Source organism: Nonomuraea sp. NPDC049419 (genome assembly GCF_040676995.1).
GTDB lineage: Bacteria > Actinomycetota > Actinomycetes > Streptosporangiales > Streptosporangiaceae > Nonomuraea > Nonomuraea salmonea.
This window is the reverse complement of record NZ_JBFAQB010000012.1, coordinates 46,022-63,485: the sequence shown is the minus strand read 5'-3', so window position 1 is coordinate 63,485 and position 17,464 is coordinate 46,022. Positions and strand designations below refer to the sequence as shown.

Genomic DNA, 17,464 nt, shown 5'->3' with positions numbered 1-17,464 from the left:
GTTCTTGCTGGTGTGACCACCGTTCCAGGGGTAGCGGACAGGGTGTGGCCGCTACTTCCGCCGCAATTCCAGTCGCGTCCGCGCGGGCCGCTCCGCTACGATCCCCGGACCGTTTGATGCCCGAAGGCCAGGAAACGGACTGTTCGGGGGTCTCTGACCGAAGGTGGGTGTTGTCGCGTGGCGTCACGGATCAGCGAACTGGTGCTCGCGTGCCGCGATCCCGAGCTGCTGGCGCGGTTCTGGTGCGAGGTGCTGGACTTCGTGGTGCTCGACCGGGAGGACGACGGCGCCATTGAGATCGGGCCGCGTGAGGGGTTCGGCGGGGCGCAGCCGACGATCATCCTCAGCCCCCAGGGAGACCTGCCTCCGGCGCACACGTACCGTCTGCACATCGACGTCAACGCCACCGACCGCGATCAGGACGCCGAGCTCGAACGCCTGCTGAAGCTCGGCGCCCGCCGCGCCGACGTGGGCCAGAGCGGCGAGGAGCCGTGGCACGTGCTCGCCGACCCGGAGGGCAACGTCTTCTGCCTGCTCAGGCGCCGCCTCGACCCGCTCTGACGGCTCACCGGACGGGCCGGTGACGGCGCTGGTAGGAGTACGCCACCGCGTACGTCAGCGGCCCCCACGCCAGCAGCGGCAGGTAACAGACGATCAGGATCGCGTGCCCGGTGGCCGACAGGAACGGGAAACCCGAGCCGAGCCTCAGGATCGCGGCCAGCGCCGCGTACCCGCAGAAGAGCGTGATCAGCGTGGCCCCGGTGTAGGCGGCGGCGAGTACGGCGCGCGGGCGCATGCGCCGGCCGCCCACCAGCGGCACCCACCGGGGCGGCACCTCGCCCCAGGGCTTCACCAGCCCGATCGTCAGCAGGGCGGCCAGCTCGCTGACGACGCTGAGGCCGATGATGTACGCGGACTCGCCGGCGGGGATGGGAGGCCGGCCGGCGACGTACCCGATGGGCAATCCTGTCACCAGGGCGACCCGCCACAGTCCTGACGGCACGGTGACGAGGGCGATCGCGTGCGCGGCCCGTACCGCCCAGCGCGGCACCGGGCGGATCGCCGTGGAGGTCATGGTCATGGGGACAGGCTCCCGGTTGCGGCGGCGGTGGCGCCTCCCCCTGCCGGGGGAGCATGGCCGCCCGGGCGGGGGAGACCGGTGATACACGGCCGATACACCGCCGATACGGGGCCGAGCGGCAGCCGATGCCGAGAACAGTGCACTTCGCTGGATATCGTGCTTTTTCATGACATCCCTGCTGCTCGTCGAGGACGACGCCGTCATCCGCGAGTCGGTCGGCCTGGCCCTTGAGCGCTACGGCTACCGCGTGAGCACCGCCGCCGACGGGCTGAGCGGGCTGGAGGCGGCCCTGGCGGGCGGCCACGACCTGCTGCTGCTGGACGTCATGCTGCCCGGGCTCGACGGCATCAGCCTGTGCCGCAGGGTCAGGGAGTCCAGCCAGGTGCCGATCCTCATGCTGTCGGCCCGCGGCGACGGCCTCGACATCGTGGCCGGGCTGGAGGGCGGCGCCGATGACTACGTGGTGAAGCCGATCGACCTGCCGGTGCTGGTGGCCAGGATCCGCTCGCTGCTGCGCAGGGCCGCCGCCGCCCGGCCGGAGCCCGAGCCCGCCGGCGGGCGGCCTGCCCCGCTCACGTTCGGTGACCTGACCGTCGACACCGCCGCTCTGGAGGTCAGGCGCGCCGGCGAGCGGGTCGAGCTGACGCCGACCGAGCTGCGGCTGCTGCTGGAGTTCGCTGCGCATCCCGGGATCGTGCTGGAACGGGCCACGCTGCTGCGCACGGTCTGGGACTACGGCTGGGACGGCGACAGCCGCGTGGTCGACCTGTGCGTCCAGCGGCTGCGCAGGAAGATCGGCACGGACCGCATCGAGACCGTACGCGGGTTCGGCTACAAGCTGAGCGCCACGTGAACCGGGCCGCGCCGACCTGGCGGATCGCCAACCCCGCCTCGCTGCGCTGGAAGATCGCCGCCCTCGTCACGCTCGCCTGCGCCGTCGTCGCCCTCGTGGTCGGGCTGCTGGTGCACCAGGCCACCTGGGACCGCTCGCTCGCGACGGGACGCGGCGAGGCCGAGATCGCGCTCGACCAGGCGCTGGCCGACCCGGCCACGAACCTGGTGAGCGTAGCCGGGCTGCCCCGCGAACTCGCCGCCCAGTTGCGGCCCGGCCGGCGTGTCACCTGGTACGGCACCGACCACCGCGACGAGCCCTGGATGTGGGCGGTCCAGCCGTACGGCGACGGCGAGAACGCCGTGCTGGCGCAGATCTCGATGGGCTCCGACCTGCTCAGCCTGCACGCGCTCGACCGCGACATGATCAAGGCCGCGCTGCTCGCCCTGGCCGGGGTGGTGCCGGTCTCGGTGGGCCTCGCCGAGCTGGCCAACCGGCGGCTGCGGCGCGTCGCGCGTACCGCACGGCGCATCGCCGACGGCGACCTGGACGCCCGCATCACCACCGGCCCGCCGCGCCGGCCCGGCCGGGACGAGATCGCCGACATCTCGGCCGCCGTGGACTCCATGGCGGCGGCGCTGCAGCACCGGCTCCAGGCCGAGCAGCGCTTCACCGCCGACGTCGCCCACGACCTGCGCACCCCGCTGATGGGGCTGGTCGCCGCCGCCGGGCTGCTGGAGGAGGGCCAGGCGGCCGAGCTGGTACGCGACCGCGTCCAGGTGCTGCGCTCGCTGGTGGAGGACCTGCTGGAGGTCTCCCGCCTGGACACCGGCGCCGAGGTCGCCGATCGCGTCCGCGTGCCGCTGGCCGAGCTGGCCGCGGAGTCGGCCGCCCGGGTGGGCGTCGAGGCGCGGGTGCTGGCCGAGGGGCGGCCCGAGGCGAGGACCGACCCGCGCCGCCTGGACCGCATCCTCGCCAACCTCGTGCTCAACGCCCACCGCCACGGCGCCCCGCCGGTCGAGATCGTCGCCGCCGATCAGGTGATCGAGGTCCGCGACCGGGGGCCGGGGTTCCCGCCTGAACTCCTGGCCGAGGGGCCGCGCCGCTTTCGTACGGGTGCCGCGGAACGCGGGCACGGCCACGGGCTCGGGCTCACGATCGCCGCCGGCCAGGCCCGTGTGATCGGCGCCGAGCTGACCCTCACCAACGCCGCCGGCGGCGGCGCCATCGCCATCCTGCGCCTGCCTAGGTCCGAGGAACACCACCCGCCCGAAGGCTGACGCCTTGGCGTGCTCAGCCGCCGGCGAGGATGCCGGCGACCGCCTGGACGCTGTCGGCGCTGCCCACCACGACCACCACGTCGCCCGCGTCCAGCACGAAGCCGGGCGCCGGGCTGGCGACGATCTGCGCCTTGCGCACCACCGCCACGATGGAGGCCCCCGTACGGGTGCGGACCTGCGCGTCGCCCATCGGCCGCCCCGCGTAGGGCGACGCGGTGCCGATCGGCAGCTTCTCGCTGACCAGCCCCTCCACCTCCCGGTGCAGGTCGTCGAGCCGCCGGATGATGCGCGGCGCGCCGAGCAGCCCGGCCAGCGCGTCGGCCTCGTCGTCGTTGAGCGTGACGGTCTCGCACGCCTGGTCGGGGTCGTGTGGATCGTAGATCACCAGGTCGCGGCGGCCGGTGCGGTGGGAGACGACGGCGACGCGCCGCCCTGAGCTGGTCGTGAACTCGTGCCGCAGTCCGATCCCTGGCAACGCTGTCTGTTCGATCTCCACCGGCCACCTCACGTCCGTCCTGCGCCGCACCGTTCGGGAACGCTCCGGCGCGTGGCGCCGGCGTCCCAGAACGATCCTTTCCGAGGATGACAGATTCGCGTAAGTGGACGGCAGGTGCGACTTCCGGAGCTTCGGGCGTCTTTTCGGGGTACGACAGACCCCGCGCCCATCGACACGCGAATGCACCGGCCGCGCCGCCCCCCCACCGGCCGGTCCGCCCGTGAAGATGGAGGAGCCGTTCCTGCGACAGGAGGAGTCAGCCGATTCAGCATGATTTGCGAGCAATGAGTAATGATCGCCACATAACTGCTTCAACGATGCCATGTGGGGGTTCACGATGAGTCTGCAGCAGCTTTACGGCGTTTTACTGGCCGGTGGTCTGGTGTTGCTGGCGAGCATCGCCGCGGCGCGCACGGCCAGCCGGCTCGGTCTGCCCGGCCTGCTGCTGTTCCTCGCGCTCGGGGTGCTGCTCGGCGAGGACGTGCTGGGCATCGACTTCGACGACGCGCAGCTCGCGCAGACCCTGGGGACGTCGGCGCTGGGCATCATCCTGGTCGAGGGCGGTCTGAGCACCCGGTGGTCCGACATCAGACGGCTGATGGTGCCGGCGGGACTGCTGGCCACGCTCGGCGTGGCGGTCAGCGTGACGATCACCGCCGCGGGCGCGCACTTCCTGCTCGGCCTGAACTGGCAGCTCTCGCTGCTGCTGGGCGCGATCGTGTCCTCCACGGACGCCGCCGCCGTGTTCTCCGTGCTGCGCGCGCTGCCGCTGCCGCGCCGCGTGGCCGGGATGGTGGAGGCCGAGTCGGGCTTCAACGACGCGCCGACGGTCATCCTGGTGCTGGTGTTCTCGACGGCGTTCACCGACCTGCCCGACCCCGCCTCGATCGCCACGCAGATCTCGTACGAGCTGGCGGTCGGCGCCGCGATCGGGCTGGCCTGCGCCTGGGCGGGCACGCTCGCCCTGCGCTACGTCGCGCTGCCCGCCACCGGCCTGTACCCGCTGGCCACCGTGGGCATGGGCATCATCGCCTTCGCCGCGGCCGGGACCGTGCACGCCTCCGGGTTCATCGCCGCCTACCTGGCCGGGCTCGTCCTCGGCAACGCCGTCCTGCCGCACCGCGCCGCCACCCGGTCGTTCGCCGACGGCATCGGCTGGCTGGCGCAGATCGGCCTGTTCGTCATGCTCGGCCTGCTGGTCACCCCGCACGAGCTGCTCAGCGCGCTGATCCCCGCCATCGTCATCGGCCTGGTGCTGATGCTGGTCGCCAGGCCGGTGTCCGTGGCCGCGTGCCTGACCTTCTTCCGTACGGGCTGGCGGCATCAGGCGTTCATCGCCTGGGCCGGGATGCGCGGCGCGGTGCCCATCGTGCTGGCCACCTACCCGATCGTGGCCGATGTGCCGGGCAGCCGGCACCTGCTGAACATCGTGTTCGTCCTGGTCATCCTCTACACCCTGGTGCAGGGCCCCACGCTGCCGCTGGTGGCCAGGCTGCTCAAGGTCATCCAGCCGCACCAGGCCAAGGAGGTCGAGATCGAGGCCGCGCCGCTCGACGTCCTCGCGGCCGAGCTGCTCACGCTGACAGTCCCGCCGGGCTCGAAGCTGCACGGCGTGGAGATCTTCGAGCTGCGGCTGCCGAAGCCGTCGATCGTCACCCTCGTCATCCGGGGCGGCGACACGCTCGTCCCCGAGCCGGACACCCGGCTGCGGGAGGGCGACGAGGTGCTCATCGTCACCACGCCCGCCACCCGTACCGAGGTCGAGCGGCGGCTGCGCGCCGTCGGCAGGGGCGGCCGCCTCGCCCACTGGCACGGCGAGGACGGCGAGCCCGACAACGGCGACGCACCCGCGACGTCCCCGGAGCCGCGTCCCGCCCCCGCCGCCACACCGGCGCCCGGCCGGCGGCGGGCGGGCCTGCGCTGGCGCACCCGCCTCGCCGGCGGCCGCCGGCGCCACGTCCGCCCGGTCGCGCCCCCACCTCCGGAACCGGGCGACGACCTGCTCCCCGGCACGGAATCGGAGTCCGACCCCGCCGTCACATGAGCCCGCCTGCCCGAGACGCGGGGTTGGGGCCCGCCCGCCATTCTCACAGAGGGCGGGCGGGGGCCGGGGGAGTGTGACGAGCGGGACTCGTGACGGTGTTTCGATGACATATCCGGTCCGGGCCTATTACGGTGTCGTGCTGAGCCGGACACGCCTTGTAATCCCCCCGGAGACGCCACATGCGCATCGCAGCCGCGATCCTCACCTTCTTGCTCGGCCTCACCCTTCTCCCATCCGGACCGGCGGCCGCCGCCACGGCCCTGCCGGGCGGCAAGTCGACGTTCGTGGTCTCGCAGGGCCACCTGAAGGCCGCCTCCCAGCAGAACTGGCTACGCCTGGGCAACTACACCTTCGCCAGGAACGGCACCGTGAACGCCGGCTTCTACCTGTGGTGGCAGCGGAGCCCGAAGGCCAGGCAGAGCACCGGCACCGCCCCCGACGCGAGCTGCAGCACCAAGGCCGGCGGCAAGTCCACCCGGGTGCGCGGGTGCAAGGTGCTCACCGCCGGCGGCTTCACCGGCGGCCCGAGCGAGCGCCGCACCGGGACGTACTCGGTGGCGGGCGACGTGCTCACCATCACGTGGAAGATCGCCCAGACCTGGACCGAGCAGTGGTACGTCCGCAAGTCGCCCGACGGCAAGCTCGCCCGCCTCGACCTCAAGCGCAGCACGCTCGCCACGCACGGCTACGGCTACGGCAGCAACGCCTCCTACGCCACTCGCCGCGCGATGAGCTCGGTGAAGGCGTTCCCCAGCTCGCTCAGGCAGGACCTGACGAGCTGGGCGGGCGGCAAGCTGGTCAGGTCGGCCAACCAGCCGTTCGGGCTCTCGTCGTTCCGCCAGTGCTCCGGCACCACCTCGTGCCTGACGTACCTGCAGCCCTCGTCCAACAGCGCCTGCCAGAAAGAGGGCGGCTGCCCCAGGTACGGTGGCGGGACGAAGGCCAACATCTCCTCCATCCAGTACTACCTGACGATGATCTCCAAGACCGACCGCCGCGACACGCTCTGGCACTGGTGCACCTGCCTGGCGATGGAGCGGGGCCAGTTCTGCTACACCGGGAACTCGCACGTCAAGCCGCTCATGCAGATCATCGACGACTCGGGGGCGTTCCGCGGCTGGGTCGGCGCCGAGGCGTCCTTCTCGACGGACGGCTCCCGCGCCAAGGACATGCTGGCGGTGCTGCGCATCTCCGATTTCCGCTGACCCCGTCGGGCGGCCGGGGGTTCTAGGCTGACCGGATGAAGTACCTGCTGCTGGTCTGCGGGGACGAAGAGTCCTACCAGGCGATGCTGGCCAATCCGGGCTTCCTGCCCGACTGCAAGGCGTGGGCCGCGGCGCGCGGCGACGGGCTGATCGCGACCGGGGGCCTCGAACCCCCGGCCGACGCCACCACGGTGCGGGTGCGCGACGGCGAGGTGCTGATGACCGACGGCCCCTTCGTCGAGTCGAAGGAGGTCGTCGCCGGGTTCAGCCTGATCGAGTGCGCGTCCCGCGAGGAGGCCATGGAGGCCGCGCGGACCCACCCGGTGGCCCGCCACGGCACGATAGAACTCCGCGCCCTGCAACCGTGACACCACAGGAACCGGCGCCGGCGGGCGTCCAAGAGACGGTGGCGGCCCTGTTCGGCGAGGAGTGGGGCCGCGTCGTGGCGACCCTGATCCGGCAGACCGGCGACTGGGACCTCGCGGAGGAGTGCGCCCAGGACGCCTTCACCCAGGCGCTGACCCGGTGGCCGGCGGACGGCGTGCCGCCGGCCCCCGGCGCCTGGCTCACCACGACGGCCCGCAACAAGGCGATCGACCGCCTCCGCCGCGCCTCGACAGGCGCCGCGAAGCTCCGCGAACTGGCCGCCCTGCACGCCACCATCCTGCCCGATTCCGGCGGACCTGCCGGTTCGCGCGGCGGCGGCCCGGGGACCGTCGTCGAGGACGATCGGTTGCGGTTGATCTTCACGTGCTGTCATCCGCGCCTGCCGTTCGAGGCGCGGGTGGCGCTCACCCTGCGGACGCTGGCCGGACTCACGACGGCGGAGATCGCGCGGGCGTTTCTCGTGTCCGAGGGCACGATGTCCAAGCGGATCACCCGCGCCAAGCGTGCGATCCGCGACGCGGGGCTGCCCTTTCAGGTGCCGCCGGCCGAGGAGTTGCCGGAGCGGCTGCCGGCCGTGCTCGGCGTGCTCTACCTGCTCTTCTCCGAGGGGTACGCGGCCGGCGCGGGCGACGAGCCGATCAGGCGGTCGCTCACGGACGAGGCGATCCGGCTGGCGCGGCTCGTGCACAGGCTGCTGCCGGGCGAGCCTGAGGCGGGCGGGCTGCTGGCGCTGATGCTCCTGCACGACGCCAGGAGCGCGGCCCGCGAGGACGGCGGGGAGCTGGTGCCGCTGGAGGAGCAGGACCGTTCACGGTGGCGGCGCGAGCAGATCGACGAGGGCGTGGCGCTGCTCGACGACGTGCTGCGGCAGGGCGGCACGGGCGCGGGGCCGTACCGGATCCAGGCCGCCATAGCCGCCTGCCACGCGACCGCGCCGTCGTTCGCCGAGACGCCCTGGACGGAGATCGCCGCCCTGTACGGCGCGCTCGAACGCCACGTCCCCTCCGACATCGTCCGCCTCAACAGGGCCATCGCCGCCGGCATGGCCGACCCCGCCCGTGGCCTGGCCATGATCGAGCCGCTCGGAGCCCGCCTCGACGGCCACCACGTGCTCCACGCCGCCCGCGCCGACCGTTCGTAGGCAGGGCGGAAACAGTCGTCCTCTACGAAAGGCATGACCATGAAGACCACCCGTTCGGCCGACGGCACCCCCATGGCGTTCGACGTCATGGGCGAAGGGGAGCCCGTCGTGCTGGTGAGCGGGGCGTCCTGCACGAGGGGCGTCCACGAGCCGCTGGCCCGGCTGCTGGCCGGCGAGCGTACGGTGATCAACTATGACCGGCGGGGCCGGGGCGACAGCGGCGACACCTCGCCCTACGCGGTGGAGCGCGAGGTCGAGGACCTCGCGGCGGTCATCAAGGCGGCAGGGGGCGCGGCGGCGGTGTTCGGGAACTCGTCGGGCGCGGTGCTGGCGCTGCGTGCCGCCGCGGCCGGCCTGCCGATCACGGGGCTCGCGCTGTGGGAGCCGCCGTTCCAGCTCGACCCCGGCGCGCCCGCCCGCGCCCGCGCGTACGCGGACGAGCTGGCGGCCTGCCTGGACGGCGGGCGGCCGGGGGACGCCATGGCGCTGTTCCTGCGCTCGGTCGGGATGCCGCCCGAGGCGATCGAGGGCATGCGCCACGCTCCCATGTGGCCGTCCATGGAAGAGATCGCGCCCACGCTCGCGTACGACGCCGCCGTCCTCGGCGACGGCGGCCTGCCGCCGGGCCTCGCCGCCGTCACCGCTCCCGTCCTGGTGCTGACCGGCTCCCGCACCGGCCCCTGGGCGGACGCCGCCGCCCGCGCCCTGCTGGACGCGCTGCCCGAAGCGCGGCACACGGTGCTCGACGGCCAGGACCACAACGTCTCCTGGGAGGTCCTGGCACCCCATCTGATCGGCTTCCTCGGCTGACTCGGCTCGGGCGGGGGCGGCAGACAAGGAAGTCGTTCCGGTCAAGGGAAACGCGCGGAGATCACGGGTTCTGGAAGGTGACCTCGGGATCGGCGGCGGTCGGCCCGTCGAGCAGCGGCCGCTTCGCGCCTTGGAGGTGCCGGTCGAAGAAGGCGCCCACGTACGAGGTGGTGATCTCGCCCGACCGCTTGCCCGGCAGCGGCGCCTCCGGGTCGGTGATCCCGGCCTGAGCGCCCAGCACGGGCAGGTCGATGAAGGTGAAGTGGCCGGAGTCGGCCACGGTCAGCCAGCGCTTCCAGCCGTCCAGCCGCCGCCAGTCGCGCGGCCAGGACGTGTCGGTGGAGCCGGGGGAGTGCCCCGCCTTCGTGCCGAGCATGAGGAACGGCCGCTTGGCGAGCCCGCTCTTGGGGACGGGCGCGAAGAACGTGCCGTCCATGTTCACCCCGGCGCGCACCCGGCGGTCGGCGGCCATGAGGGCGGCGGCGGCGTTGCCGCCGATCGAGTGGCCCGCCGCGCCGATGCGCTTCCTGTCGATCATCGCCGCGCGCTTCCACCCGGAGGCGCGGGTGACCCGGTCGATCACGAACGACAGGTCGGCCGCCCGGCCCGTGGCGACCTTGGCCAGCATGCGCCTGCTCGCCGCGTCGGACGGGGCCTTCTCGACCGCGTCGCACGCGGCGCAGGTCAGGGTGCGGCCGCCGGGGAACGTCGTGCCGAACGACTCGTAGGCGTGGTCCACCAGCGCGACGACGTTGCCGCGCGAGGCCAGCTCCTCGGCGAGCATGGTCAGCGTGGCCCGGTTGAGCGAGAACCCGGGCGACAGCATCACCAGGGGGTGCCGTCCGGCGGCCTGCCGGGCGCCGGTCCGCGCGTTGGTGCGCACGCCGGTGATCTGCTCGGGCTTGAACACCTTGTCCAGCTTCTGCGACGTGAGCAGCGCCGCGGCTTCCGCGGTCGTCATGTACGGGGCCGCGCCGCCGCCGGAACGTGCCGGGTAGTACATCGAGACCATCAGCTCGCGCGAGCGGGCCGACGGCATCCAGGGGTCGCGCCGATCGGTGTCCTTCAGGTGCAGGACGTCCCGCCCGACCTGGTACGCGCCGGTCGGCCGGGGAATCGCGAAGGTCACCTCGGCCGTCCTGGCGGCCTGCGCGGGGAGCGCCGACGCGGTGAGGGGCAGGTCGAGAGGCAGGGTGAGCGCGAGCAGGGCAACGGTGGTTCTGATCATGGTGAGTACGGTACGGACGGGCCCAGGCCGCTCGACATGCTCGAAAGACGGGCACGCACCCTTACTTTCGTCAGGGTCTGAGCCGCCCGGCCACCTCCAGCCACCGCGTCACCTCGGAGGCGCTGAAGTGGCGGATCGCCCAGTCCACCTGGCGCAGGCTCATGTGCGCCCAGCAGCGCAGCGCCACCCGCTCGGGCACGTCCACGTGCAGGTCGGGGGCCCGGTGCGCGAGGTCGAAGCGGAGCGTGAACAGGTCGAAGCCGGCGTCGCCGCGCGTCGCGCCGTCCCAGTCGATCACGCCGGTGACGGCGCCGTCCGCGTCGACCAGGACGTTCTCCGGGTGGAAGTCGGTGTGCACGAGGTCGTCGCCGTCGAGGACGTCGCCGGGGAACGCCCTGCCGACCTCCTCGATCTGGTCGAGCAGGCGGCGGGTGCGGCCGTCGTAGGAGCGCAGCGAGCCGTGCAGGCAGAAGCCGGGCCCGTCCTCCAGCAGGAACAACCGCAGCGGCGGCAGGTCGGAGCGGCCCGCGAGCACGCCCCGGCACCGCCGGTTGATCTCGATCATCTGCTCGACCAGCTCGGCCGTGGCCTTCGCGGGGACGCGCCCTGGCATCAGCTCCTGCACCAGGAGGGGCGGGTGGACCAGCTCGTACGCGGGCGCCGGCACCCCCGCCGCCCGCGCCGCCTCAAGCAGCGGGCCGACGTCGGGCCCCCGGGTCAGGACCGACCGGCGACCGTCGGGCCAGCGTACGTAGGCCGCGCCCACCTGCCCGCCGGGACAAGGCCCCTCGTAGGCGAGCGGCACGGGCAGGTCGCGCAGGGCCCGCTGGACGTCGAGCTTCGGTACGGGCGGCAGCGTCACGCTCTCTCCTCAGCCATGTGACCTCCTTCACAGCCGTCACAACCGGGCGGGCCATCTCGTCTTTGAGTGCATGGAACGAACGAGTGTAGTGATCACCGGTGCGAACAAGGGACTCGGCCTGGAGACGGCCAGGCGGCTCGGCGAGATGGGCTGGCAGGTCTTCCTCGGCTCCCGCGACGCCGGGCGGGGCCGCGCGGCCGCCGAGAAACTGGCCGCCGACGGCATCGAGGTCGTGGTGATTCCCTTGGACGTGACCTCCGACGAGTCGGTCGCGGCGGCCGTGAGCCTGGTCCGCGAGCACACCGATCACGTGGACGTGCTGGTCAACAACGCGGGCGCGCCGGGCAACGTGCTGCCGCCCGCCCAGGCCACGGCCGATGAGCTGCACGCCGTCTACGACACCAACGTCTACGGGCCGGTCCGCGTCACCCACGCCTTCCTGCCCCTGCTGGAGGCATCGGACAACCCGCGCGTGGTGAACGTCGGCAGCGGCGGCGGCTCCTTCGGCGTGGTCACCGACCCTGACCAGCCGGTCTCGAAGATGCACGAGCTGGCGTACAGCTCGTCGAAGGCCGCGCTCAACATGATCACCGTCCGGTACGCGCAGGCGCTGCCGCACATCAAGTTCAACGTGCTCACCCCCGGCGAGGTCGCCAACCGGGCCTACACCGCCACTGACATGAACCACCACACCGGCACGCTCACCGTCACCCAGGGCAGCGACCCGATCATCAGGCTCGCCACCCTCGACGCCGACGGGCCGAGCGGCGTCTTCATCGACCGCCTGGGACCGGTGGCCTGGTGAGCGCCGGATATTTCGGGAAGGGTGCAGATATGTCGCGCGCGGACGATGAGGGCTATCGGCCGCTGCTGTTCTCCATCGCGTACGGGATGACCGGATCCGTCGGCGACGCCGAGGACATCGTCCAGGACGCCTACCTCCGCCTCACCAGGGCCCGCCAGGCGGGCACCACGGTCGCCGAGCCGAAGGCGTACCTGACGACGGCCGTGACCCGGCTCGGCATCGACCACCTGCGGTCGGCGCGGGTGCGGCGGGAGACGTACGTGGGGGACTGGCTGCCCGAGCCGGTCGTCGTCCCCGGCCTCGGTGCGGGGCTCACCTCAGGCCCCGCCTCAGGGCCTGCCGAGCACGCCGAGCTGTCCGACTCGCTGTCGATGGCGTTCCTCGTGCTGCTGGAGGCGCTCTCGCCGGTGGAGCGGGCGGTCTTCATGCTGCGCGAGGTCTTCGGGTACGGCTACCCCGACGTGGCCCGCGTCACCGGCAAGACCGAGGCGAACTGCCGGCAGATCTTCGCCCGCGCGCGCCGCAGGATCGCCGAGGGGGCGCGGGAACCCGGCGGTCCGCTCGCCCCCGCGCGGCGGGCGGAGGGCGCCGAGCTGGCCCAGCGGTTCTTCGAGGCCGCGTCAGGCGGCGACCTGGACGCGCTGCTCGACATGCTGGCCCCCGACGTGGTGCTGCACGGGGACGGCGGCGGCAAGGTGCCCGCGCTCTCGCTGCCCGCGACCGACCGCCTGCGGGTCGCGCGGCTGCTCCTCGGCGGCCTGCGCCGGTTCAGGGCGCTCGGCGTCACACTCAGGCTCGCCTGGGTCAACGGCCGCCCGGGAGCGGTCCTGCGCGACGCCGAGGGACGGGTGGCGAGCGTGGTCGAGCTGTCGATCGCGGACGGGTACGTGCAGGCGATCCACTCGGTCGCCAACCCCGACAAGCTGCACCACCTCGGCCCGGTCTCCGACGTGGGTCTCCTCCCGAACCGCTGACGCCTCACAGGTCAGGCGGGTCAGGCGGGTCAGGCGGGGCGGGTGGCCTCCATGGCCGCGTGGGGCCGGAGCGGTGGCGGGAGCCGTCCAGAGGCCGGGCAGCAGCCGGAACATGCCGGCCAGGCTCGTCCGCATGGACGGCGTGGAGACGGCCTCGTCGATGACGATCTGCCGCATCGGGGGCACGGTGTTGATCTGCGCCATGCACTGGGCCCGCACGCTCGGCACGCCCAGCGCCGCCAGGTGGTCGGTGGCCGGGCGGACCAGGCACGAGATCCAGTCGCGCAGCTCACCCGACTCGCCCATCTCGGCCCGCAGCCGCCGCTGCCGCTCCAGGTCGTAGGTGTAGCGGCGGACGATCGCCCGGACTGAACCGGCCTTCGACCCGAAGTGGTAGCCGACCGCGAAGTTGTTGGCCTGGCCCGCCGCCTCGCTGATCTGCCGGTTGGACACCTCACCGACACCCCGCTCGGAGAACAGCCGCTCCGCCGTGTCGAGCAGCGCCTCGCGCGTGTCCCTGGCCCGCACCCCGCGGCGCTCGGGCGCGGGCCCCGAGGACGTCACCATCGCAGCGCCCCCCAGCGCCCGCGGTCGGCCAGCGGCATCGGCATCATCTCGCCGATCATTTTGGCGGTGGTCTCGTGCCGGGCCACCAGCAGGCCCCTGGCGGTGCGAACCTGTCGCGGTCGCCCCCCGAGCAGGTCGCAGATGGCGGTCACCCCGGCGGCGTCCGGCGCGTCGGGCCGGCGGGTGAAGCGGGGGTGAGTAACTCAAGTGATCGAGCACGGTGTCCGTACGTGGCGGGCACGGCGATGTGTGGGGCGGACGCGTGAGATGCTGCATTTGTGACCACGACTGAGCAGGCCGAACCGGCCCCGCGCCGCCGGCGGGGTCGTCCCGGCTATGATCAGTCCGCGATCCTGCGCGCCGCCGTCGAGATGTTCAACCGCCGCGGCTACGACGCCACCAGCATGGGCGACCTGGCCAAGGAACTCGGGCTGACCAAGCCGGCCATCTACCACCACGTGACCAGCAAGGAGCAGCTGCTCGGCCAGGCGCTCGACGACGCGCTCGACGAGCTGACCGCCGTGGTGACCGAGGCGTCCCGCGAGCTGGGCGGGCGCAGCGCGTACGAGCGGCTGCGCGAGGTCGTGCGGCGCAGCGTCGAAGTGCTCGTCGCGCACCAGCCGTCGGTCACGCTGCTGCTGCGCGTGCGGGGCAACAGCGAGGTCGAGCTGGCCGCGCTCGAACGCCGCCGCTGGCTCGACGACCGGCTCGCCGCCCTGGTGGCCGACGCGGTCGCCGAGGGCGCGCTGCGCGACGACGTACCGCCCGCGCTGGTCAGCCGCCTGCTGTTCGGCATGGTCAACTCGCTCGCCGAGTGGTACCGCCCCGACGGCGCCTACGACCAGGCGATGGTCGCCGCCGCCATCACCTCCATCGCCTTCGACGGCCTGGCCAAGCACGAGGCCTGACCGGCCGGCCTGACCAGGGGGGCCTTGCCGGGCGGTGTCACCAGGTGTAGAAGCCCCGGCCGGTCTTGCGGCCGAGGTGGCCTGCGGCGACCAGGTCGCGCAGGATCTGCGGGGGCTCGAAGCGCGGGCCCAGCTCGCGGGCCAGGTGTTCGGCGATGGCCAGCCGCACGTCCAGGCCCACGATGTCCGTGGTGCGCAGCGGGCCCACCGGGTGCCGGTAGCCGAGGGTCATCGCGGTGTCGATGTCGCCCGCGCTCGCCACGCCCTCTTCGAGCATCCGCATGGCCTCCAGCGCCAGGCTCACCCCGAGCCGGCTGCTGGCGAAGCCGGGCGAGTCGGTCACGGTGATGGGCGTCTTGCCGAGCGCGGCCACCCAGCCCTGGGCCCGGGTCAGCAACGCGGGCTCGGTCGTGGGCGCGGCGACGATCTCGACGAGGTCGCTCACCGGGACCGGGTTGAAGAAGTGCAGGCCGAGAAAGCGTCCAGGGGCGCCCAGCCCGGCGGCGAGCCCGGTCAGCGACAGGCTGCTGGTGTTCGTGGCGAGCACCGCGCCCGGCGCCCGCTTCTCGGCGACGGCCAGCACCTCCGCCTTGAGCGCGGCATCCTCGGGCACGGCCTCCACGACCAGCTGACAACCCGCCAGGTCGCCCGGGTCGGTCGTGATCCGCAGCCGTGCCAGCACGGCCTCCTGCGGCTCACCGAGCGTGCCCTTGGCGGCGGCCTTGCCCACGCTGCCCGCGACGCGTTCTCGGGCGGCGGCGGCCGTCTCCTCGCTGCTCTCCACGACGACGACAGCACTGCCGGCGACGAGAAAGGCGTGCGCGATCCCCGCCCCCATGCGCCCCCCACCATAAACGCCCACGTCACCGGGCAGGTCGGTGGGCGGGTGAGCGGGGTCCGGGTGGTCGGTGGTCATGGGCGCGGTCCTTTCCGCTCGCGGCGTTCCAGGAACGCCGTCATGCGCGCGTGCTTCTCCTCGGTCTCGAACAGCACCGCCTGCGCCACGTCGTCCACGAACGGGTGCGCCTGGCGGGGCGCGTGGAAGACGGCCTTCATCAGGCGGGTCGCGAGCGGGGCCTGGGCGGCGATGCGGTCGGCCAGGCGGTGCCCCGCCGCCAGCAGGTCGTCCGGCTCGGCGACCTCGTTCAGCAGCCGCACGTCCCTGGCCTCCTCGGCCGTCAGTACGCGGCCGGCGAGCAGGATCTCCTTGGCCAGCGGCTCGCCCACCAGCTCGGCCAGCCGCCAGGCCGCCCCGGCTGCGGCGAGGATGCCGAGGCCGGTCTCCGGGTTGCCGATCCTGGTGCGGGGCGTGCCGATGCGGAAGTCGCAGGCGTAGGCCAGCTCGGCGCCGCCGCCCAGCGCGTACCCGTCGAGGAGGGCGATGGCGGGCATCGGCAGCCGGTGGACCCGGTCGAAGATCTTCGAGTTGATGCCGCGCAGCGCGTCCTCGCGGCCTCGCTCACGCAGCTGGGCGATGTCGGCGCCGGCCGCGAACGTCCCGCCCTCGCCGACGAGCAGGACGACCTTCGGGTCCGCCTCGACGGCGGCGCACGCCTCGTGCAGCGCGGCCACCAGCTCGCGGTCGATGGCGTTGCGCACCTCGGGCCGGTTCAGCCGCCACACCACCCGGTCCGCGCCCTCCTCGATGAGAAGACTCGGCCCGCTCATGCCCGCTCCCCGCAGGTGGAAGTTGTCACGTGGGCTCCTGTTCAGGCGTCGTAGTCGACGGTGACGTGCTCGCCCACCGGATAGGTCTGACAGGTCAGGACGAATCCGGCGGCCAGCTCGGACGGTTCGAGCGCGTAGTTGCGCCGCATGTCCACCTCGCCCGACCGTACGACGGCCCGGCACGTCCCGCACACGCCGCCCTTGCAGGCGAACGGCAGGTCCGCCCGGGTGGCCTGGGCGCCGTCGAGCAGCGTCGTCTCCCGGGAGACGGTCGAGGTGGTGCGCAGCCCGTCGAGCACGGTCGTCAGCTCCGTGGTGGCGCCCGGCGGGGCCGAGCCGTCCCTGCGCGGCGGGGGCGGCGGCGCGTCGGCGTAGAACAGCTCGACGTGCACCCGCTCGGCGGGCACGCCCAGCTCGGCGAGCACCGGCCTGGCCTGCTCGATCATCTCCAGCGGCCCGCAGAGCCACACGTGGTCGAACACCTCGACCGGGACGAGCGAGGTGAGCAGGCGGCGCAGCCGGTCGCCGTCGAGCCTTCCTGACAGCAGCTCGACGTCGCGCGGCTCGCGGGAGAGCGCGTGCACGACCTGGAGGCGGGGGCCGTAGCGGTTCTTCAGGTCGCCCAGCTCCTCGGCGAACATGACCGTGCGGCTGGTGCGGTTGCCGTACAGGAGGGAGACCTGGGCGCTGGGGTGGGCGAGCACGGTCGAGGCGATCGACAGCAGCGGCGTGATGCCCGAACCGGCCGCCACGCACAGGTGGCGCTCGCCGCCGTCCGGGTCGGCCCGCCAGGAGCCGGTGGGCGGCTGCACCTCGATGACCGTGCCCGGCCGTACGTCGTGGACCAGCCAGGAGGAGAACAGGCCGCCGGGGATCTCCCTGACCCCGATGCGCGGCGCGGCGCCCGCCGGGGCGCAGATCGAGTACGAGCGCCGCTCCTCGCGTCCGTCGACGATCCGGCGCAGGGTGAGCGACTGGCCGGCCTTGAACGCGTACGTGTCGCGCAGCCCGGGCGGCACCTCGAAGGTGATCGCGGCGGCGTCGTCGCACAGCCGGTCCACCGCCGCCACGGTCAGCGGGTGGAAGACGGCGGCCCTGGACGGCGCGGTCGCCGGCATGGTCATCAGATACCTCCGTGGAAACCCCCGCCTTCAGGCGGGGGAGGGATCGGACTTC

The 17,464-nt window shown here is 73.1% G+C and carries 20 protein-coding genes and 1 pseudogene; 12 read left to right on the top strand and 9 right to left on the bottom strand.

Features of this window, described 5'->3' with window-relative positions:
* Window positions 1-177: 177 nt before the first annotated feature.
* On the top strand, window positions 178-561 hold the full coding sequence (locus AB0K12_RS30170; protein ID WP_364568478.1) for a VOC family protein: 384 nt from the start codon (window positions 178-180) through the stop codon (window positions 559-561).
* Between the two features lie 4 nt (window positions 562-565).
* Here AB0K12_RS30170 and AB0K12_RS30165 read toward each other — a convergent pair whose 3' ends face one another.
* A complete protein-coding gene (locus AB0K12_RS30165; protein ID WP_364568475.1) occupies window positions 566-1,081 on the bottom strand; it encodes a hypothetical protein in 516 nt (171 codons plus the stop codon).
* A gap of 166 nt (window positions 1,082-1,247) precedes the next feature.
* Between AB0K12_RS30165 and cseB the strand changes: the two genes are divergently transcribed.
* Window positions 1,248-1,934, top strand: a complete 687-nt coding sequence (gene cseB, locus AB0K12_RS30160; RefSeq protein ID WP_364568472.1) for a two-component system response regulator CseB — start codon at window positions 1,248-1,250, stop codon at window positions 1,932-1,934.
* Window positions 1,931-3,193, top strand: a complete 1,263-nt coding sequence (locus tag AB0K12_RS30155; RefSeq protein WP_364568469.1) for a HAMP domain-containing sensor histidine kinase — start codon at window positions 1,931-1,933, stop codon at window positions 3,191-3,193. The genes cseB and AB0K12_RS30155 overlap by 4 nt, the downstream gene beginning before the upstream one ends.
* 13 nt (window positions 3,194-3,206) lie before the next feature.
* Here the strand turns inward: AB0K12_RS30155 and AB0K12_RS30150 are convergent, their stop codons facing one another.
* Complete coding sequence (locus AB0K12_RS30150; RefSeq protein WP_364568466.1) at window positions 3,207-3,689, bottom strand: cation:proton antiporter regulatory subunit; 483 nt, start codon at window positions 3,687-3,689, stop codon at window positions 3,207-3,209.
* 337 nt (window positions 3,690-4,026) lie between these two features.
* Between AB0K12_RS30150 and AB0K12_RS30145 the strand changes: the two genes are divergently transcribed.
* From AB0K12_RS30145 to AB0K12_RS30125, 5 genes are all read left to right on the top strand, one after another.
* Window positions 4,027-5,733 (top strand): potassium/proton antiporter, encoded by a 1,707-nt coding sequence (locus AB0K12_RS30145; protein WP_364568463.1) that lies wholly within the window; start codon window positions 4,027-4,029, stop codon window positions 5,731-5,733.
* A gap of 179 nt (window positions 5,734-5,912) precedes the next feature.
* Window positions 5,913-6,938, top strand: coding sequence for a hypothetical protein (locus tag AB0K12_RS30140; RefSeq protein WP_364568460.1), 1,026 nt, complete (start codon window positions 5,913-5,915; stop codon window positions 6,936-6,938).
* Between the two features lie 35 nt (window positions 6,939-6,973).
* On the top strand, window positions 6,974-7,306 hold the full coding sequence (locus AB0K12_RS30135; RefSeq protein WP_364568458.1) for a YciI family protein: 333 nt from the start codon (window positions 6,974-6,976) through the stop codon (window positions 7,304-7,306).
* Window positions 7,303-8,466: a sigma-70 family RNA polymerase sigma factor gene (locus AB0K12_RS30130; RefSeq protein WP_364568456.1), complete on the top strand. Its 1,164-nt coding sequence runs from the start codon at window positions 7,303-7,305 to the stop codon at window positions 8,464-8,466. Before AB0K12_RS30135 ends, AB0K12_RS30130 begins: the two co-directional genes overlap by 4 nt.
* A 39-nt stretch (window positions 8,467-8,505) precedes the next feature.
* Window positions 8,506-9,276: an alpha/beta fold hydrolase gene (locus AB0K12_RS30125; RefSeq protein ID WP_364568454.1), complete on the top strand. Its 771-nt coding sequence runs from the start codon at window positions 8,506-8,508 to the stop codon at window positions 9,274-9,276.
* 61 nt (window positions 9,277-9,337) lie between these two features.
* On the opposite strand, the gene AB0K12_RS30120 is transcribed toward AB0K12_RS30125, so the two are convergent.
* The gene (locus AB0K12_RS30120; RefSeq protein ID WP_364568452.1) at window positions 9,338-10,504 is read right to left on the bottom strand and encodes an alpha/beta hydrolase; all 1,167 of its coding nucleotides are present in this window, start codon (window positions 10,502-10,504) and stop codon (window positions 9,338-9,340) included.
* Between the two features lie 70 nt (window positions 10,505-10,574).
* Window positions 10,575-11,366 (bottom strand): aminoglycoside phosphotransferase family protein, encoded by a 792-nt coding sequence (locus AB0K12_RS30115; RefSeq protein WP_364568450.1) that lies wholly within the window; start codon window positions 11,364-11,366, stop codon window positions 10,575-10,577.
* Window positions 11,367-11,436: 70 nt separating this feature from the next.
* Here AB0K12_RS30115 and AB0K12_RS30110 point away from each other — a divergent pair, with 70 nt between their 5' ends.
* From AB0K12_RS30110 to AB0K12_RS30100, 3 genes are all read left to right on the top strand, one after another.
* Window positions 11,437-12,171, top strand: coding sequence for an SDR family NAD(P)-dependent oxidoreductase (locus AB0K12_RS30110; protein WP_364568446.1), 735 nt, complete (start codon window positions 11,437-11,439; stop codon window positions 12,169-12,171).
* 29 nt (window positions 12,172-12,200) lie between these two features.
* Entirely contained in the window at window positions 12,201-13,145 is a 945-nt protein-coding gene (sigJ, locus tag AB0K12_RS30105; protein WP_364568443.1) for an RNA polymerase sigma factor SigJ, read from the top strand.
* Between the two features lie 112 nt (window positions 13,146-13,257).
* Window positions 13,258-13,488, top strand: coding sequence for a hypothetical protein (locus AB0K12_RS30100; protein ID WP_364569066.1), 231 nt, complete (start codon window positions 13,258-13,260; stop codon window positions 13,486-13,488).
* Between the two features lie 41 nt (window positions 13,489-13,529).
* Here AB0K12_RS30100 and AB0K12_RS30095 read toward each other — a convergent pair.
* Window positions 13,530-13,712, bottom strand: a pseudogene (locus AB0K12_RS30095) (TetR family transcriptional regulator); the annotation flags it as partial.
* Window positions 13,706-13,864 carry a hypothetical protein gene (locus AB0K12_RS30090; RefSeq protein WP_364569063.1) on the bottom strand — a complete coding sequence of 53 codons (159 nt, stop codon included), beginning with the start codon at window positions 13,862-13,864 and terminating at the stop codon, window positions 13,706-13,708. The gene AB0K12_RS30090 and the pseudogene AB0K12_RS30095, both read right to left, overlap by 7 nt.
* A 126-nt stretch (window positions 13,865-13,990) precedes the next feature.
* On the opposite strand from AB0K12_RS30090, the gene AB0K12_RS30085 reads away from it, so the two are divergent.
* Window positions 13,991-14,620 (top strand): TetR/AcrR family transcriptional regulator, encoded by a 630-nt coding sequence (locus tag AB0K12_RS30085; protein ID WP_364568440.1) that lies wholly within the window; start codon window positions 13,991-13,993, stop codon window positions 14,618-14,620.
* A 37-nt stretch (window positions 14,621-14,657) separates the two neighbouring features.
* Here the strand turns inward: AB0K12_RS30085 and AB0K12_RS30080 are convergent, their stop codons facing one another.
* The 3 genes from AB0K12_RS30080 to paaE are packed head-to-tail and all read right to left on the bottom strand — an operon-like array spanning window position 14,658 to window position 17,412.
* Window positions 14,658-15,536 carry a 3-hydroxyacyl-CoA dehydrogenase family protein gene (locus AB0K12_RS30080; RefSeq protein WP_364568437.1) on the bottom strand — a complete coding sequence of 293 codons (879 nt, stop codon included), beginning with the start codon at window positions 15,534-15,536 and terminating at the stop codon, window positions 14,658-14,660.
* Complete coding sequence (locus tag AB0K12_RS30075) at window positions 15,533-16,288, bottom strand: enoyl-CoA hydratase/isomerase family protein (RefSeq protein ID WP_364568434.1); 756 nt, start codon at window positions 16,286-16,288, stop codon at window positions 15,533-15,535. Before AB0K12_RS30075 ends, AB0K12_RS30080 begins: the two co-directional genes overlap by 4 nt.
* A 41-nt stretch (window positions 16,289-16,329) precedes the next feature.
* Window positions 16,330-17,412: a 1,2-phenylacetyl-CoA epoxidase subunit PaaE gene (gene paaE, locus AB0K12_RS30070; protein ID WP_364568431.1), complete on the bottom strand. Its 1,083-nt coding sequence runs from the start codon at window positions 17,410-17,412 to the stop codon at window positions 16,330-16,332.
* Window positions 17,413-17,464: the final 52 nt, after the last annotated feature.

Excerpts from the sequence above, each read along its gene's own strand:
- AB0K12_RS30165 (WP_364568475.1), bottom strand. The coding sequence starts at position 1,081 with ATGACCATGACCTCCACGGCGATCCGCCCGGTGCCGCGCTGGGCGGTA.
- cseB (WP_364568472.1), top strand. The coding sequence starts at position 1,248 with ATGACATCCCTGCTGCTCGTCGAGGACGACGCCGTCATCCGCGAGTCG.
- AB0K12_RS30145 (WP_364568463.1), top strand. The coding sequence starts at position 4,027 with ATGAGTCTGCAGCAGCTTTACGGCGTTTTACTGGCCGGTGGTCTGGTG.
- AB0K12_RS30140 (WP_364568460.1), top strand. The coding sequence starts at position 5,913 with ATGCGCATCGCAGCCGCGATCCTCACCTTCTTGCTCGGCCTCACCCTT.
- AB0K12_RS30135 (WP_364568458.1), top strand. The coding sequence starts at position 6,974 with ATGAAGTACCTGCTGCTGGTCTGCGGGGACGAAGAGTCCTACCAGGCG.
- AB0K12_RS30125 (WP_364568454.1), top strand. The coding sequence starts at position 8,506 with ATGAAGACCACCCGTTCGGCCGACGGCACCCCCATGGCGTTCGACGTC.
- AB0K12_RS30120 (WP_364568452.1), bottom strand. The coding sequence starts at position 10,504 with ATGATCAGAACCACCGTTGCCCTGCTCGCGCTCACCCTGCCTCTCGAC.
- AB0K12_RS30110 (WP_364568446.1), top strand. The coding sequence starts at position 11,437 with ATGGAACGAACGAGTGTAGTGATCACCGGTGCGAACAAGGGACTCGGC.
- sigJ (WP_364568443.1), top strand. The coding sequence starts at position 12,201 with ATGTCGCGCGCGGACGATGAGGGCTATCGGCCGCTGCTGTTCTCCATC.
- AB0K12_RS30100 (WP_364569066.1), top strand. The coding sequence starts at position 13,258 with ATGCCGGCCAGGCTCGTCCGCATGGACGGCGTGGAGACGGCCTCGTCG.
- AB0K12_RS30080 (WP_364568437.1), bottom strand. The coding sequence starts at position 15,536 with ATGACCACCGACCACCCGGACCCCGCTCACCCGCCCACCGACCTGCCC.
- AB0K12_RS30075 (WP_364568434.1), bottom strand. The coding sequence starts at position 16,288 with ATGAGCGGGCCGAGTCTTCTCATCGAGGAGGGCGCGGACCGGGTGGTG.
- paaE (WP_364568431.1), bottom strand. The coding sequence starts at position 17,412 with ATGACCATGCCGGCGACCGCGCCGTCCAGGGCCGCCGTCTTCCACCCG.